The organism is [Mycobacterium] stephanolepidis, from assembly GCF_002356335.1.
Classification (GTDB): Bacteria; Actinomycetota; Actinomycetes; order Mycobacteriales; family Mycobacteriaceae; genus Mycobacterium; species Mycobacterium stephanolepidis.
Window position 1 is genome coordinate 600,429 of sequence record NZ_AP018165.1, and the last position, 14,821, is coordinate 615,249.

The 14,821-nt window shown below is 63.5% G+C and carries 12 protein-coding genes; 7 read left to right on the forward strand and 5 right to left on the reverse strand.

Features of this window, described 5'->3' with window-relative positions; translation table 11 throughout:
• Positions 1-24: 24 nt before the first annotated feature.
• From MSTE_RS25300 to MSTE_RS03055, 3 genes are read right to left on the reverse strand one after another with little or no spacing between them, the layout of a single operon-like run.
• The gene (locus MSTE_RS25300; RefSeq protein WP_096498888.1) at positions 25-252 is read right to left on the reverse strand and encodes an anti-sigma factor family protein; all 228 of its coding nucleotides are present in this window, start codon (positions 250-252) and stop codon (positions 25-27) included.
• Positions 253-882: an RNA polymerase sigma factor gene (locus MSTE_RS03050; RefSeq protein ID WP_096498890.1), complete on the reverse strand. Its 630-nt coding sequence runs from the start codon at positions 880-882 to the stop codon at positions 253-255.
• Positions 863-1,339 carry a YkgB family protein gene (locus MSTE_RS03055; RefSeq protein ID WP_096498892.1) on the reverse strand — a complete coding sequence of 159 codons (477 nt, stop codon included), beginning with the start codon at positions 1,337-1,339 and terminating at the stop codon, positions 863-865. Before MSTE_RS03055 ends, MSTE_RS03050 begins: the two co-directional genes overlap by 20 nt.
• 345 nt (positions 1,340-1,684) lie before the next feature.
• On the opposite strand from MSTE_RS03055, the gene groL reads away from it, so the two are divergent.
• Positions 1,685-3,310, forward strand: a complete 1,626-nt coding sequence (gene groL / locus MSTE_RS03060) for a chaperonin GroEL (RefSeq protein WP_096498894.1) — start codon at positions 1,685-1,687, stop codon at positions 3,308-3,310.
• 142 nt (positions 3,311-3,452) lie between these two features.
• On the opposite strand, the gene MSTE_RS03065 is transcribed toward groL, so the two are convergent.
• Positions 3,453-4,421: a hypothetical protein gene (locus MSTE_RS03065; RefSeq protein ID WP_096498896.1), complete on the reverse strand. Its 969-nt coding sequence runs from the start codon at positions 4,419-4,421 to the stop codon at positions 3,453-3,455.
• Between the two features lie 71 nt (positions 4,422-4,492).
• Complete coding sequence (locus tag MSTE_RS03070; protein ID WP_096498898.1) at positions 4,493-5,536, reverse strand: pyridoxal-phosphate dependent enzyme; 1,044 nt, start codon at positions 5,534-5,536, stop codon at positions 4,493-4,495.
• Between the two features lie 346 nt (positions 5,537-5,882).
• Here MSTE_RS03070 and MSTE_RS03075 point away from each other — a divergent pair, with 346 nt between their 5' ends.
• The 6 genes from MSTE_RS03075 to MSTE_RS03100 all read left to right on the forward strand — a co-directional run bounded on the left by MSTE_RS03075 (position 5,883) and on the right by MSTE_RS03100 (position 14,799).
• Entirely contained in the window at positions 5,883-7,109 is a 1,227-nt protein-coding gene (locus tag MSTE_RS03075; protein ID WP_197704795.1) for an MFS transporter, read from the forward strand.
• Positions 7,110-7,422: 313 nt separating this feature from the next.
• Complete coding sequence (gene scoE, locus MSTE_RS03080) at positions 7,423-8,292, forward strand: (3R)-3-[(carboxymethyl)amino]fatty acid oxygenase/decarboxylase (RefSeq protein WP_096498902.1); 870 nt, start codon at positions 7,423-7,425, stop codon at positions 8,290-8,292.
• A complete protein-coding gene (locus MSTE_RS03085) occupies positions 8,289-8,843 on the forward strand; it encodes an FcoT family thioesterase (RefSeq protein ID WP_096498904.1) in 555 nt (184 codons plus the stop codon). The genes scoE and MSTE_RS03085 overlap by 4 nt, the downstream gene beginning before the upstream one ends.
• A gap of 28 nt (positions 8,844-8,871) precedes the next feature.
• Entirely contained in the window at positions 8,872-10,386 is a 1,515-nt protein-coding gene (locus MSTE_RS03090) for an AMP-binding protein (RefSeq protein WP_096498906.1), read from the forward strand.
• Between the two features lie 4 nt (positions 10,387-10,390).
• Complete coding sequence (locus MSTE_RS03095; protein ID WP_231897061.1) at positions 10,391-10,630, forward strand: acyl carrier protein; 240 nt, start codon at positions 10,391-10,393, stop codon at positions 10,628-10,630.
• Entirely contained in the window at positions 10,627-14,799 is a 4,173-nt protein-coding gene (locus MSTE_RS03100; RefSeq protein WP_096498908.1) for an AMP-binding protein, read from the forward strand. The genes MSTE_RS03095 and MSTE_RS03100 overlap by 4 nt, the downstream gene beginning before the upstream one ends.
• The last annotated feature ends 22 nt before the right edge of the window (positions 14,800-14,821 follow it).

Genomic DNA, 14,821 nt, shown 5'->3' on the forward strand with positions numbered 1-14,821 from the left:
TCGCAGGCAAGCCGTGTTCGCAGCTCAAGGTTGCCGTTCGCGAAAGCCGGCGAGCAGTCTCTCTCGCAGAGCCTCACTGGGGCCGTCCTGCGGTATCTGGCTCAAGATCGACACGGTGGACTTGTACTGGTTCAGGTAGTTCACGCATCCGTCGCACTCCAACAGGTGTGCCTCAAGCTTCGCGCGCTTGACCGGTGATAGTGAATTGTCCAGGTACTCCGTGATCAGTTCGACGAGATCGTCGCAGTTCATTTAGCTCACGTCCTTCATGTAGTCCTCAAGCCCTTGGCGCACTGCCGCCCGTCCGCGATGCAGGAGCACGCGTTGGTTGGCCGAGGTGATTCCCAGGTGTTGGGCGACCTCCTTCGAGTCGAGTCCCAGTAGGTCGCGCATCGTCACCACAACGCGCTGCATCTCCGGCAGCCCGTCGAGTTGCAGAACGACATGGGCGACCAGCTCTTCGGAGAGCACCAGGTTCTCCGGCGTCTCGGGAAACGAATGAGGGGCGGCGTCGTCGCGCCAGTGGCCCACCCACTCGCCGGTGTCCTGGAAACGGCCCGGGTCGACGGTCCCTCCGGTAAATGCCGCAATGGCCTTCGCGGTATCGCGACGTTCGCGGCTGCCCCGTTCTTTGGCGATGTTGATCAGGATGGTGAACAGCCAGGTGCGCAGTGACGATCGACCTTCGAAGGCGCCGATGCCCTTGCACAACGCGAGCCAGGTCTCCTGCACCACCTCCTCGGCGATCTCGCGGCTTCTCACATAACTGCGCGCGAGGTGCAGCATCGCGGGAGTATGCGCGTCCACAACCTGCGCGAATGCCCCCTCGTCGCCGGTTTGTAGCGAAGCGACGAGGGCTGCTTCAGCGTCGCGTGAGTGCATCGACCAAGGTCCAGGCGGAGATGCCGAGGAGTGCGACATCCTTGATCAGGAATTGCCCGGTCGAGGACAGCACCGGGAACCCCCCGGCCGCGCTCTCGAACACCCCCGGTGTGCTGACCAGAAAGCTCACAGTCGTGGCGAACATGCCGATGGCCATGAGGCTGCCGACGGCTGAGAGCCGGGGCAACCACGGCTTGACGGACAGCAGGACTGCGATCGTGATTTCCACGATTCCGAGTAGCGATGAGAACGCGGTGACCGAGAAGATGGTGTACACCCAGGACGTCAGCGGACTGTGGGACACCAGCGGCACGATGCCGTTGGCCTCGAATTCGGTGAACTTCAGCATGCCGATCCACGCGATGACGATCGCGAGCCCATAACGCGCCAGGGCGACCCCGCCGCGCGCCAACGGCGCATCCGGTTCGATGTGACGCTGAAGCTGTGCGGTGATCATTGCTACTCCTCTGCCGATGGGGATGGTGACACGACTGAGTGGTCTGCGGGACGCAAAGCGTTACAGCACGGGCGTGAAACCGGAGCGCACGATGTGGCATCGATGTCCGTCCACATCACCACGGTTTTTAATCTGGAGCCGAGGTCGTGTCTATTCCGCGCGAGGAATAGACAATCGACCTTGCACTCGCCATGGTCGAGTGCTAAAAATGGCATTGGCACTCACGACCGGTGAGTGCTAGGCCGGGACGGTGAGGCCGCAGCCCACACAGCTGCGTCCGTCCGTCGCGGGCACTGAGCCCGGCCAAGAACGTGCAACCCCCTTACACGGAGGAATCACTTCGCAATGGCCAAGACAATTGCGTATGACGAAGAGGCCCGCCGCGGCCTGGAGCGGGGCCTCAACGCCCTCGCTGACGCGGTCAAGGTGACGCTGGGCCCCAAGGGTCGCAACGTCGTCTTGGAGAAGAAGTGGGGCGCCCCCACGATCACCAACGATGGTGTGTCCATCGCCAAGGAGATCGAGCTGGAGGACCCGTACGAGAAGATCGGCGCTGAGCTGGTCAAGGAAGTTGCCAAGAAGACCGACGACGTCGCGGGTGACGGCACTACTACCGCCACCGTGCTTGCCCAGGCTCTGGTCAAGGAAGGTCTGCGTAACGTCGCCGCCGGCGCCAACCCGCTCGGACTGAAGCGCGGTATCGAGAAGGCCGTGGAGGCCGTTACCAGCTCTCTGCTGGCCTCTGCCAAGGAGATCGACACCAAGGAGCAGATCGCGGCCACCGCGGGCATCTCCGCGGGTGACCAGTCCATCGGCGATCTGATCGCCGAGGCCATGGACAAGGTTGGCAACGAGGGTGTCATCACCGTCGAGGAGTCCAACACCTTCGGCCTGCAGCTGGAGCTCACCGAAGGCATGCGCTTCGACAAGGGCTACATCTCGGGTTACTTCGTGACCGACGCCGAGCGTCAGGAAGCCGTCCTGGAGGATCCCTACATCCTGCTGGTCAGCTCCAAGGTGTCGACCGTCAAGGACCTGCTGCCCTTGCTGGAGAAGGTCATCCAGGCCGGCAAGCCGCTGCTGATCATCGCTGAAGACGTTGAGGGCGAAGCACTTTCGACCCTGGTCGTCAACAAGATCCGTGGCACCTTCAAGTCCGTCGCCGTCAAGGCTCCGGGCTTCGGTGACCGCCGCAAGGCCATGCTGCAGGACATCGCGATCCTCACCGGTGGCCAGGTCATCAGCGAAGAGGTCGGCCTCTCCCTGGAGACCGCCGGCGTCGAGCTGCTCGGCACTGCCCGCAAGGTCGTCGTCACCAAGGACGAGACCACCGTCATCGAGGGTGCAGGCGATGCCGACGCGATCCAGGGCCGCGTGGCCCAGATTCGTGCCGAGATCGAGAACAGCGACTCCGACTACGACCGCGAGAAGCTGCAGGAGCGCCTGGCCAAGCTGGCCGGCGGTGTTGCGGTGATCAAGGCCGGAGCTGCCACCGAGGTGGAGCTCAAGGAGCGCAAGCACCGCATCGAGGACGCCGTTCGCAACGCGAAGGCCGCCGTCGAAGAGGGCATCGTCGCCGGTGGTGGCGTCGCTCTGCTGCAGGCTGCCCCCGCGCTGGACTCGCTCGCTCTCGAGGGTGACGAGGCCACTGGCGCCAACATCGTGCGTGTTGCGCTGTCGGCTCCGCTGAAGCAGATCGCCTTCAACGGTGGTCTGGAGCCGGGTGTCGTCGCGGAGAAGGTCGCGAACCTTCCCGCGGGCCACGGCCTGAACGCGGCGACCAATGTGTACGAGGACCTCCTCGCGGCCGGCGTTGCCGACCCCGTGAAGGTGACCCGCTCGGCGTTGCAGAACGCGGCATCCATCGCGGCGCTGTTCCTCACCACTGAGGCCGTTGTTGCCGACAAGCCGGAGAAGTCGGCCGCACCTGCGGGCGACCCGACCGGTGGCATGGGCGGTATGGACTTCTAAGTCCTGTAACGAAAAAAGACCCGGTCTGCGTCATGCAGGCCGGGTCTTTTCGTTGGTGACTCCGTGCGCCGAGTGGGAATCTGGCGTGGGAAATCGGCTCGAGTCTCTCGTGAGATTCCCGCTCGGCTTGCGGCGCAGAGGTTTACACCGGTGCTGGTGCGATGACGCCGCCGGTGAGACGCCGGTAGGTGTAGACGTGAATCAGGCCGGAAAGGGCCGCAATCGTCGGGTAGGCGATGATGCCGCCCAAGCCGCAGGTGATGAATGTCGCTGCGACGCCGGCGAAGGCAACCGCCAAGGTGATCAGGAACACGAGCAAGGCCTGTGCCAGATTGTCTTTGACGATCTGAAAGCTGGCTTTGATCGCATCGACGGGGCCCAGGCCGCGGTCGATGGCGAAGAACACGGCGTACTGGGCGAAGAACCCGAAGATGATTCCGCCGATGATCAGGAAGCTTCCGATCAGAACTCCGAGCGCGACCAGGAGCGCGGTTCCCGCGTAGGCGCCGAAACTGCGGGCGCGGAAGAAGGTTCCGAAACTCACGGGCTTACCATCGGCGACATCGAGATTGGCGCTGACGATGCAGGCGCCCACGTAGAGGCTGACGGCGAACACCACTGCGTACAGCAGGATGATGATGGCGATAGCTCCGCCGGAGAACTCGGGTCCCTCATATGAGTATGAGTACGAGGAGCTTGAGTCACCGCCGTAACCGCTGGTGCTGGTCTGCGGCAGGCTGGCGATCAGAATCGCGTAGACGATCCCGAACGGCACACCGATCGCAAGGAACCAGACGAGATACGGCGGAATGAAGGTCCCGAAGCGTTTGGTGACCTGTGCCCACGACCAGCTCCACGACTCACCGGCGTTGAACGGTCCCTGCGGTGGCCATGGCGCCTGCGGCGGATAGCCGTAGCCGGCAGGCGGGTATCCCTGGGGTGGGGGCGGGAATTGTCCACCCGGGTACTGGGGGGCTCCCGGTGGGGGACCCGGCTGGTACCCGGGTTGATATCCGGGCGGCGGGGGCGGCTGGTACCCCGGGGGTGGCTGATATGGGTCGTACGCTGACGGATCGCCCGCTGCGGGCGGCTCCTGTGGTGGGTAAGTCACCGATTCAGGCTAGCAATGAACATGTTTGCTGAGCCGGGAATTCGCGGGTGTCGCAGTGTCGCGGGCCGTGGCTATTGCGCGAGTGCGGTGGCCTCGCACAGGGTGCGGTCGCCCTCCACGAAACCGGGCGCAGGCCTGTCGTAGTCGCGGTACGACCAGGGCAGTGCCAGATCGGCGTTGTCCGCCACGGCCTTTGGTGAGAACTCCGCCATGGCAGCAGCATCCTGGTGACGGGCGAACACGTTCTGCACGTAGCGATGCCCGGTGTCGGGGGCGGTGAAAACCACCGCCCGTTCGGGGGCGCGTTCCTTCTCCCATTGAGCGGCAAGGAACGCCGCACCGGTGGACAGTCCCGCGAAGACCGCGTGCCTGCGCAGCAGTTCGATGGCACCCGACTGCGCGGCGCCGAAACCGATCCAGTGCACTGTGTCGTAGAGGCTTGGATCGACGTTCTCGAAGGGAATGGAGCTGCCGATGCCGGCGATGATGATGTCGGGGTCGTCGAGATGTTCCGCGTCGAAGGTCACCGAGCCGAAAGGCTGTATGCCCGCCAGGCGGGTATCCGGTACACCGACCCGCAGTTCGGTGGCGAGGCTGCCGGTTGATGCACCGGTACCCACGCCGCCCACAAGAGTCAGCGCGGTATCCCCGAGTTCCTGCCGTATCTGGTGAGCAATCGGGCGGTACCCGGCGTAGTGAATGTCGTCGTGGTACTGGCGCATCCAGTGGTAGTTGGGTTGCTCGCGCAGAATCTCGTGGATGCGGGCAACCCGACGATTCTGATCCAGTTTCAGGTTCGGAGTCGGGGGCATCTGCTCGAAGTGCGCGCCGAGGATGGCCAGCTGGACGCGCAGTGTCTCGTCGACCGTGGTGGAACCCACGATGTGACATTTCAGGCCGTGGCGATGTGCGGCCAGTGCCAGGGCGTGAGCGTAGATACCACTGGAGCTGTCGAGGAGAGTCGTCTCGCGATCAATCGCGCCGCTGTCCAGGAGCTGCTGCACGGCCGCCATGGCCGAAACCACCTTCATGGTCTCGAATCGCAGACAGAACATCCCGTCCGCCAACTGAATCAGGTCTGGGCGCCCCACCGACTCTGCGAAATGTCTGTCCACTTCAGCCGCCGGCCTTTCTGATCGTATTTGCCCTGTGTGTCGACGGCGTCGCCACCACGCATGCACGTCGCGCGGTGCCTCCGGTGCCATCGGCAACGTGGACGTGGGGGCCGTTCCCCGGTAAGACCGGGCCGCCATGATGTGTGCACCTATTCTGCGACAGTCCCGCATGCTGCGCTGAGGTGCGCCGGGTACGGGTCGCGTACGTGGGAATGAGAATCCGGCGGCGCTTCCCGAGGGTCGTCTCAGCTACTGTCACGTCCGAGTGGTCGTCGCTGTGCGGTCAATAGTTCCCGGTAGTCCCATATTTCCCCTATCGCTGTGCTGTCGTGTAGACAACACAGCTGTGACATCGCCTCACCCCACGGAGCCGAGCGCCCCGTCCGTGCTCCGTAGCGTTCCCTTCCTGCGGTTGTGGACAGGGACCACTGCCTCGGGTTTGGCGACCTGGATGCTGCCCATCGTGCTCGGATTTGCGGTCCTCGACGGAACCTTGTCGGCAACCGCGCTAGGTCTGGTTCTCGCCGCCCGGACCGTCGGGTTCTTGGCGGCCGTCCCGCTGGGAGGAGTTCTCGCGGATCGCTATTCGCGACGTGGCGTGATCGCGGTGTCTTCGATGCTGGCAGCAGCGGGGCATCTGGTGATCGCGGCAGGCATCCACCACGTGATTGCGATTCCCGCAGCGGCCGCGGTGCTGGCCGGGGCAGGGCAGGGTGCGTGCCGGCCTTCCTACCAGGCATTGACCGCTGAGGTGGTTGCCGTGTCGCAGCGTCAGCAGGCGAATGCCGCCATCACCATTGCCGTGCGGGTGGTGACACTCGTGGCGCCCGGGGTGGCGGCGTTGGCTGCCGCCCGGCTGGGGGTGGCCCCGCTGCTGATAGTTCTCGCGGGACTGTGGCTTCTGTCTGCGCTCGCACCGCCGGCGGGCCGTGGCCGAGCCGAGGTGGCTGGTTCAGGGTTCACCGTGTTCAGCGACTTCGCCGACGGGTTTCGAGAGGCTCGTCGTCACCCGTGGTTCCTCGCGGGCCTGGCGGCGTTGACCGCGGTGATCGCTACCGGCTATTCGGCCACCGGGGTTGCGCTGCCGTTGGTAAGCCGCGACCGGTACGGGACTGAAGTGCTGTTGGCAAGCGCGACAACGGCATACGTCGCCGGAGCACTTATCGGCGCGATCCTCATCAGTCGCTGGCGCCCGCGTAACCAAGGCTGGGCGGCGCTCGCAGGCCTCGCGTGTTACAGCGCGGCACCGTTGAGCTTGATGCTGCCCGTGCCTCTGGTGATCGTGGTGATGGCTTACGTGATCACCGGTATGGGCATCGAGCTTTTCAACGTTCCCTGGTTTACCGCCACCCAGCGTGAAGTTGAACCCGACAAGCTGGCCCGGGTGTCTTCTCTGGACTTCCTGCTGTCCTACGGCTTGGCGCCACTTGGCCTGGTGATCATCGCCCCGGCTATGGATCACTTCGGTAGCGCACCGGTGCTGGCAGTGTGTGCGGCGGTGTGCTTGTTGGCGCCTGCCGCCGCGGCCCTGGCACCCAGCTCACGGCACTTCCGCCAGGCGCCTCGCTCCTGAGAACAGTCGGTGCCCTCCAGTGAGTCGTGCCGAGTGGCCCCGAAGTTCCTGAGACGAAGGTCACCGCGACGGACGCTACCTCCCGGTGATTGTTGTCTGGTCTCCAAAAATGCAGGGCAATAACGAATTATCCGCCGTGGTTCGCGTTGTCGCGCCCACAGAAAACTACTGCTTCGTCAAGTCATGGGAACTATTTCGGTCGTCGGCTCGACTGCTGTGTTAGTGGTCGCCGGCATGTGGCGGCCGGGCGGTGAGACCGAAGGTGCCCATCCAATCGCCGAAAGGCGAGGGCTGAATCAGGAATAGGGAGTCGATGACGCTCAATGTGAAGGGCGAGGGACTGGGCACGCAGGTCACGGGGATCGATCCCGGGAACCTGGACGGAATCACCACACAGGAGATCCGCGAACTCGTTTACCGGAACAAGCTCGTCGTCCTCAAGGATGTACACCCCTCACCCGCGGAGTTCATCCAGCTGGGGAGATTGATCGGGGAGATAGTGCCCTATTACGAGCCGGTGTATCACCATGAGGACCACCCGGAAATCTTTGTCTCGTCTACCGAAGAGGGGCAAGGGGTTCCGCGAACCGGCGCATTCTGGCACGTCGACTACATGTTCATGCCGGAGCCCTTCGCGTTCTCCATGGTGGTGCCGCTGGCGGTTCCGGGGAGTGATCGCGGAACCTATTTCATCGATCTCAACAAGGTGTGGGAATCGTTGCCGGGCACGGTAAAGGACTCTGTGCGTGGGACATTCAGCACGCACACGCCGCGCCGTTACATCAAGATACGGCCCAGTGATGTCTACCGGCCCATCGGAGAAATCCTGGCCGAGATCGAAAGGGTCACGCCGCCTCAGAAGTGGCCCACGGTGATCAAGCACCCACAGACGGGGGAAGAGATCCTCTACATCTGTGAGGCCGGCACCGAGACGATCGAGGACAGGGACGGAAGGCTGCTCGATGCTGCGCTGCTTCAGCAGCTACTCGAAGAGTCGGGGCAGCTCGATCCCGACTATGCGTCACCGTTCATCCACGCCCAGCACTACGAGGTCGGGGATATTGTGCTGTGGGACAACAGAGCTCTTGTGCACCGCGCGAAGCACGGAACAGCGTCGGGCACGTTGACGACCCACCGCCTGACCATGCTGGACGGTCTTGAGACACCCGGATACGCGGCGTGAGCGCGGTCGCGGCAACGCTGTCGGTACAGACCGGGTTGCCTTCCACCGGGATGGCCCCGATCGACGAGGATCTACTTGGCAGAGTGCTTGAACCATATTCCTACAAGGGATGCCGGTACCTGTCCGATGCCGAGTACGGAATCACCTCGGACGCGGTGCACGCGCAGGGCAATTTCACGATCAATGAGTCCGCCTATATCCGGAGCACCGGGCACTTCAACGCCGTCGAGTTGGTGCTGTGCTTCAACCAGCTGGCGTACTGTGCCTTCGCCCAAGGGGTTGTCAACGACGATATCTGGGCATTTCGGGGCTGGTCGATCGATGACTACTGCCAGAACCAACTTGCCAACATGTTGATCAAGAGCACATCGTCACGATTCCGGCGACTGGTCAACGCGCAGCGGTTCTCCGCTCGCCTACAAGCCCGCAATTTCCACATCGTGGACCGGTCGTGGCGTTATCTCCAATTCCACAGCACCATCGAATTCTGGGACCAGGATGGAGGATCCGCGGCCGGAGAGTTCGAGCTCGCGGTCCTGAACATCCCCTAGCCCCCGACAGGAAGCGTCTCCCTCTGCCATGTCTGCGCCACCACCCACCGTCTGGGAACGAGTCCACGAACAGGCCCGTGTACGGCCAGACCTCATCGCATTGCGCCGCAGTGACTGCACGGGTGCCGTGAGTTACGGAGAGCTCGCCGCCGCGGTCGGAAAGCTCGCCGCGGCGCTTCGGGCCGAGTCGGTGACTCGAGGGTCACGGGTTGTGGTGCTGTCGGACAACGGACCCCAGACGTACCTTTCGGTACTCGCGTGTGCACGGCTCGGCGCTATCGCCGTCATGGTGGATAAGGACCTGCCCCCGGCGGCCATCGCGCGGTTCTGCGAGATCACTGATCCGACCGCGATCCTTCCGGATGCGGCCGGGACGATCGGCGCGGTTGGAGACCCGAATAGCGACATAGATTGGCCTGCAACGCACACCGCAGGAGATGCCGACGACCCGCTCGCGATGATCTTCACCAGTGGCACGACAGGTGAACCGAAGGCCGTGCTGCTTGCCCACCGCACGTTCTTCGCCATCCCTGACATCCTGCGCGATGAGGGGCTGGGCTGGATCGACTGGGTGGCGGGCGAGACGACCTATTCGCCGCTACCGGCAACGCATATCGGTGGGCTCTGGTGGATCCTCAACGGCCTGATGCATGGCGCATCGTGCATCACCGGCGGTGAGGGCGGGGCATCGCTGATGGATCTGCTGGTGGGTAATGAGGTGGCGACTGCTTGTCTGGTGCCCACTCTGTTGACCAGGTTGGTGTCCGAGCTGAGACGAACCGGAGAAGGCGTTTCCTCGTTGCGGTTCATAGCCTACGGCGGCTCGCGCGCAATTCCGGACGATGTGCAGTTCATCGAAGCCGCAGGGGTGCGAACGGCTCAGGTGTACGGCCTGAGTGAAACCGGTTGTACTGCGCTATGTCTGCCGACCGACAAGGAATCGCTCGCCAGGATCGAGGAGGGTGCGGTCGGCCGTCCCTACCCCGGGGTACAGACCTTCCTGTCAGACGGCCAGACGGGCGGACCCACAGACGGCGGCGCCTCTGCGCCGTACGGCACGCTGTGGATCAAGTCGCCGGCCAACATGCTGGGTTACTGGGGAAACCCCGACCGTACCCGTGAGGTACTGGCCGACGGATGGGTGAACACCGGCGACCTGGTGGAGCATCGTGACGATGGCTTCTTCTACATCAGGGGGCGTTCCTCGGAGATGATCATCTCCGGAGGGGTCAACGTGGTACCGGATGAGGTTGACAGGATCGCCGAAAACGTTGCAGGCGTTGGTGAAGCGGCGTGTTACGAGATACCGGACGAGGAGTTCGGTGCTCTGGTCGGGTTGGCGGTGGTACCGACCGCGCAGCTTGACGGGCCGGGCACGGTTGAGCTCAAGCAGAGGATCGCGGCCAGATATCGGCACGAATCCGAGTCGATGGCCAGGCCGTCGATCATCGCAGTCGTCGCGGATATCCCGCGGACGAAGTCCGGCAAGGTCATGCGTTCGGCATTGGCCGCCTCGCTGAATGGGGCATTGACGCGTGCCTGAAAATGTGCGGAACCGGATCATGGCGGCCGTCTGCGACGTGCTGTACATCTCCGAATCGGAGCTTTTCGACGGCGATGCCACTGATCTTCGAGAGCTGGGTCTGGACTCGATTCGTTTCGTGCTGTTGATGAAGCAGCTGGGTGTGACCCGAGGTTCGGATCTGCAGAAGCGTTTGGTCTCAGATCTTTCCGTCGCCGGATGGGCGCAGGTGCTGGAGCAGGCGCAGCCGGAGGGCGTCACATGACATTGGCGGTAGATCCTCGAGTCGACCGGCTGTCGTTGAGCAGGTCCCAGCAGAACATGTACAACGGCGCGTCGCAGGCCGATGATCCCCGGTTGTATCTGATCGGGAAGAGCTACCGGCTATACTCCATCGACGCGTCGGTGTTCATGTCCGCGCTGGAGGCGGCAATAGTCGCCAACGCGGTGCAATTGTGTGTTCTGGAACAGGTGCCAAGCGAATCACGCTATCCAGAACTGGTGCGGCGATTGCAGTTCGGCGACATCGTGCAGACGGCTCCGGACACGGACGATGCGACAGCCCAGGCCGCTGACGAGCTTGTCCGCAGATGGTCAACAGCCCTCGAATCCAAGCCACTCGTGCGTTACACCATCCGTACCGGAACGGACGGGCGGGTGGTGGGGCTGGACATCCACGCGCACCACCTCTTGCTCGATGGTGGCGCGATCGGGGTGATAGAGACTGATCTCGGACAGCAGCTAGCGGGCGTTGCGAAATACGAAAGCCATTGTTCAAGAGAATCATTGGCGAAAATTTCCGAGGCACACAGCCGCGAGGCCACCAAGACAGAGGAATCGCTGCGACGTTTCGGCCAGGCAGTTCAGCGTGAACTCGCCGATGCGTCCCACACCGGCGGGTACGGACATGGTGCGAACGATCGCCTCGTCGGGGCGGCCAGAGGTGTTCTGCAAGAGTCGGCCACGCTATCGGGTAAGGCCTTCGAGAAGATCGAAACACTATCCGAGGCCAAGCAGGTGCCGTTGAACATTCTGGTGGCGGCGGCCGCGATCGCGGTGGATGCAAGTCTGCGGCAGAGCACAGCCACCCTGTTGATTCATGCGGTGGACAACAGGTTCGGGGAACCCGATCTGAACGTAGCAACCTGTCTGGTCAACTCGATCGCGCATCCTGTCCGTTTCCCTGCTTTTGCCTCTGTGCAGGATGTCGTGCACGCGCTGGACCGTGACTATGTCAGGGCCTCGCGGCGCCGGTGGCTCCGCGAGGAACAGTATCGCCGAATGTACTTGGCAATCAACAAGACATCACATGTCGAGGCGCTGACCTTCAACTTCATCCGCGAAACATGCGCGCCGGCCCTGCGCCCGTTCCTGTCGGGGACGCCCTACGCAACCGACATCGGCCCGGTGGAAGGCATGACCGTCTCGTGCGTCGTCGACGAGGAACAACGAACGCTCACCCTGTCGATCTGGAACCGCGCGGACCTGGACGACGCGAACACGCCACCGTCATGGATCGCCGAGCGGATCGTGGCGGCGCTGGGATCGATGGAAGCCATGTGGCATTTACCGATTGCCATGACGGTGAACGAGTGGTTCGGGATCGGTGTCGACGGCACACGACGCCGTGGTGATGAGTGTGTGCGGCCCGAGGCGGCCGCGACGCCCGCTTGGTTCCTGGACGCCGACGGTGGTGTGGATCGGTTCCTGCGGAGGCGGCAATTCGTCGAGCCGTGGATCGCCTGGCTGGTCACGGATGGCGTCGTGCCGGGCGACATCGTGGTGTGCGTTGACGACGACACCGACAAGACCATCGACCTTCTGATCGCCTGCCACCTCGCCGGCTGCGGGTACAGCGTGTGTGACAGCGCGAAAGGTATGCCGCTGCGCGCTGATTCCATTGCCGAACATGGTGGTGGCGCCGCGACACATATTGTCGATACCGCAGCACCGATCCCGATGAACCTGGATGGTACGACGCGGCGTCTCGTCGAAGAGCGCACCGAAGCGGTGGTGCGGGACGCCGGCTTGGCGAACAAGACGGCGTACATCATGGCGACCTCCGGGTCGACCGGTCGGCCCAAACTCGTGCCGGTAACACACGGCGCGCTCGCACTGTTTGCCCGCGCGGCCGTGAATGCCTACGGCTGGGAGGCCCGGGACAGCATCCTCCAATGTGCGCCATTGACATCGGATATCAGCGTGGAGGAGATATTCGGTGCAGCGGTTGGCGGATCACAACTAATCCGTTCTGCAGCAATGAAATCCGGTGATTTGGTTGCGCTCGTGCGGGACATTCAGGTGCTGGAACCAACTCTGATCGACCTGCCGACCGCCGTGTGGCACCTGCTCTGCGATGACGCCGAGGCGATGGTCTTGATCGGTGGTTCTGCTCTTCGACAGGTGGTCGTTGGCGGTGAGGCAATCCGTACGAGCGCAGTCGACACGTGGCTGGAGGCTGCCGGCACGCAGGGGATCACACTCGTCTCGAGCTACGGTCCGACCGAAACTACCGTCGTCGTCACGTATCTGCCGATCGACGGTGTGCGGCACGGTGATGGTTCCGAGCGGCTTCGGGTGGGTCTGCCGCTGGTGCCCAACACAGTCTTTGTCGCATTCGGTGAAATCGTGGTGGTCGGAGAAACCGTATCCGCCGGTTACCTCGGGACCCCGGGGGATAGCTTCGGTGTGGTCCTCGACGCTGGCGGAGCATCCCGGAGGGCATTCGCCACCGCCGACCGCGTCGTGTTCGACGAGGACGGATTCCCCACCTTCTCCGGACGCCGCGACGCCATCGTGAAGATTTCCGGGAGGCGGATTGATACCGCTGCGATCGTTCGACGTGTCTGCGAGGAACCCGGAATCGCGGATGTGGGAGTGGGGTTACACGGGGGCGCGCTGGTGGTGTGGTTCCAGGCTCGTAAGGACCTGAACGACAACGAATTGGCCGCGCGAATCAGGAGGCTTCTGGTGGACCTGGGTGTCTCCTCGTTCTTTGTGGTGAGCGTGTCGCGTATTCCACGTAAGCCCAACGGCAAGATCGACGACGACGGCTTGCGGACTATGCCACAGTTTGTGGACGCAGCACCGGACGAGGAAGAGACCATCGCGACAGCCGCGGGTCTCGCAGGAATCTGGAGCAGGCACCTCGGGCGCGAAATCCGGGCGGAGTCGTCGCTCCTCGACGAGGGAATCGGCTCGCTCGACCTGATCAGAATCTTGCCGGACACACGCCGGTATCTCGGCCGTCAGCTATCCATACTCGATGTGATCAGCGCCGACAGCGCCGCCTACCTTGCGGCGGCGGCCGCGGTGGCCGACCAGCTCGGTGCCGCGGACACCGCGACCGAGATCGGCGCAGACCTTGAACGATTGACGGCAACGCCCCGCGTGACAGCGCTGAATGGCAACAACTCCCGGGCCGACGGAGACGGGCCGATCATCGTGTTGGGAGCGTCCGGGATCGTCGGAACCGGTTTCGCGCGCGCCACGCTCGACCTGAAAAGCGATGGCGCGCTGCGTCCGGACGTCGTCTTGGTGACGAGATCGGAGCTCCCCGATTCCGGACCATGGCCAGCCCTCCGGGGTATCGATGGAGTCAGGGTCCGGCATGTCGGTACCGGGTTCGGCCCGCAGGCACTGGACACACTGATGCGCGAGACAGGGGCGCGCACACTGGTCAACTGCATCGGAAACACCAACATGTTGGCCCCCTATCGCGATATCCGGGACGCCAACGTGCAGTGGGTATCTGCCGCCGTAGACATCTGTGCGGCACGCGATGCCCGGTTGATTCACATGTCGACCTTCGTCGTCAACGCGGCGGTGGACGCCGCACGTGTCACCGATCCACGTGAGGCGCTCTATCCCTACGCGGCGTCCAAGGCGCTGGCCGAACTGGTGGTCGCGGCGTCACCGCGCGGGGTTGACTTCACGCTCGCGCGACTGCCAAGAGTTCTTGGGGAGGCCGATCAATTGGCGGGTAGCGCCGATGTGCTGGTGTCGATCGCCGATGCGTGTATTGCCCTGCGGGCCTGTCCCTCTGTCTCGTTGACCGAAGAGGTCACCACCGGGCACGCCGCGGCGATGTCCATCCTTGGTATGGCGGACGAAGTGTCCACGCTTGGCCGGGGCATCACCGTGGTACGCGGCATGCAGGTCCGCTATACCGAGTTCCTCGCGGGGTTCGGCTTCGATGAGCTCGAGCTGCGTGAATGGAAACAACTGCTGGACGATAGTGATTGGGCAAAGCGAAATCCCCGACGCTGGTCGGTGATTGACGCCTGGGCCGGGTTGGGACTGCGGCTTGGCTCGCAGACCTACGCGGACCATCTCGCGGGCTACCCAACGATTTCCCTCGATGCGGCGGTATCAGAACTTGACGCCGTGCCGGAGTCGATCCGAGATCTACTCGTGCGGGGATGTTCTCAATGACCGATGTGGGATCCGAGAAGGA